Below are 2,390 nucleotides of genomic sequence, written 5' to 3'. Positions count from 1 at the left end.
CGGTCGCGAGCGAGGCCGGCGTGGCGGTGTCGCCGAGATAGACAGTGGTATTGCCGCTGCCGTCGGTGACGAGGTGGCCGCTGACGCCCGAGCCGGACGGAACCGCGGTCGAGGCCGGCGCGGTGCCGCTGCGGAAGGTGATGGTCTTGCCGTTCACGGTCAGCGTGTCGCCATCGGCGGGCTGGGCGTTGCCGAGCAGGCCGGTGGCGCTCGTGCCGCTGGTGGCGATCAGGGTGATGGTGCCGGCCAGGGCGGTGGTGCCGTCACCGGCCGTCGCACCAGTGCTTGCAAAGGAGCCGATGGTGGCGCCGAGCGTGGTGGTGCCGTTCGCCGCGGTGGTGCCGCCGGCCGTGCCGTTATACAGCACGTTGCTGCTCGCCGTCGCGCTGGCGAAGCTCGTCGTGCCGCGGAGGTCGGCCGCCGTCGCACCGGCGATGGTGGTGGAGACGTTGGACTTGGTGGAGTAACCGACCGTGGTCTGCAGCGCCTGGTTGGCGATCGACTTGGCGCTATCGATCAGTTTCTGCAACGAAGTCAGGCCGGTGTTGGCAGCCTGCAGCACCTGCACGCCGTTGGCGATGCCGTCGAGCAAATTGTTGATGTCGCTGGCGCGGTTGTCGAGCGACTGAGCGGTGAAGAAGTTGGTGGGATTATCGAGAGCCGAGTTGACGCTCTTGCCGGTCGACAGACGGTTCTGCGTGGTGGCGAGGAGATCGGCGGTGGACTGGAGAGAAAGCAGGTTCTGACGAACCGATGCGGAAAGAACAATACCGGACATGACTCTTACCCTTCTGGCTTACGCGTCTTCGTTCGATCGCTTCGGATCGAGTGACGGGGCCAGCGTGCCGCGACATGGCTAACAAAGGGTGAAACGAGCATCGCCTGCGTAAGCGCCGGTTCACCATGAACGACTGGAAGCGCTTGCGGGGTCCGGCAATCGCCCTGAAATCATTGGCGATTCTCAGCGCTTACGCTCCATTAACCATAACCGCTGGTTACTTTTCAGAGTGTCGCCTGCCCTCTCGAAACCTCGAGCGACGAACGAAAAAAAGCGGCGGGGCCGAAGCCCCGCCGCCGGATCCTGCTTGCGATGCTGTCCGCGAGTTAGCGGAGCAGCTGGAGCACGCTCTGCTGCGACTGGTTGGCCAGCGACAGCGCGGAGACCGCGATCGACTGGCGGGTCGAGAGTGCCTGGCTGTTCGCCGCCTCGACGTTGGTGTCGGCCAGGGTCAGGTTGGACGARCCGGTCTGCAGCACGTTGATCAGGYTCTTGTTGAAGTCCTGACGMACCTGCACSAYSGWCAGGTTCGAACCCAGAGCSGAGGCTTCCGAGCGCAGCGTGCTCGAGGCCGMGTTCAGGTTGGTCAGCACCTTGTTGGTGGCAGCGTTGTCGATGAAGTCGACRCCGCTGGTCAGCGCAGCAAGGCCCAGACCCTTGGAGTTGTAGGTGACGCCGGTGATGCTCARGYTSGACTTGSCRGTCTCGTCGAACACCAGCTTGAGCTGGTCGCCGTTSARSAGGTTGACGCCGTTGAACGARGAGTCCTGCGMRGTCGWGTCGATCTGGTTCAGGATGTTGTTGTACTGAGACACCAGGTTCGCACGCGAGGTCTGAGCAACGGTGTCCTGGACGGGGGTGGAAGCCGTCGAGAACGTGAGCGACGAGGTCAGCGTGCCGCCGATCGCACCACCTGCAGCGCTCGATCCGATGGTCGAGGACGCGTAGTCGTTGGTGGTCGAGACCGTCAGCAGGCCGTTGGCGTCGATCGTCGCTGTCAGGTTGTTGGCCTGCAGCTTCGAGTTGAGCTGATCGAGCGTCTTGACCGTGCCGTTGGTGCCGTCGCCGAAGGTGACGTTGACCGCCGTGCCCGCGTTGAAGGAGGAGAAGGTCAAGGTCTTGCCGGCGATGCCGCCAATGCCCGAGGTGCGCGCCGCGGTGAAGGCGGTCGCGGTCCCGGTGTTGCCGGCGAGGCCAAGCGCGTTCAGCGCGTTGCCAGTGCCGGTGATCGACAGGTCGGCATTGACACCGGTCGAGAGCTTGAGCTGACCCGAGGCGTTGATCGACGAGTTGGTCTGGCCGGTCGCAGTCGCAAGCGTCGCGGTGCCGTTGGCGTTGACCGTCGCGGTCTGCACGCCGGTGGCAAGGTCGATCGCCTTCAAGACGTCGTTGACCGTGCCGGCCTGCAAATAGACCGTCGAGTTGCCGTTGCCGTCGGTGAGAACGTTACCGCTGGCACCATAACCCGTCGGAACGCTCGGAGCACCGGTCGAGCCCGGGATCGGCGCGTTCTTGAAGGTGATGACGTGACCGTCGACGTTCAGCGTCGAACCGTCCGCGATGGTCGCACCCAGCGAGGCCGCGCTCGTGGTTTTCGGTTGACGTTGACGGT

Annotated in this window: 2 protein-coding genes; both read right to left on the bottom strand. The window is 64.4% G+C overall.

The genetic code is table 11. From position 1 onward, the window contains the following. A partial coding sequence (locus ACXJL8_RS39065; protein ID WP_456686819.1) for a DUF1522 domain-containing protein occupies positions 1–778 on the bottom strand: 778 nt, incomplete at its 3' end. Between the two features lie 326 nt (positions 779–1,104). Continuing rightward, the coding region (locus ACXJL8_RS39060; RefSeq protein ID WP_456686818.1) for a DUF1522 domain-containing protein at positions 1,105–2,390 on the bottom strand (1,286 nt) is incomplete at its 5' end.

Source organism: Bradyrhizobium sp. P5_C11_2, from assembly GCF_054049755.1.
The sequence above is the reverse complement of the archived record's forward strand: the minus strand, read 5'-3'. Positions and strand labels throughout refer to the sequence as shown.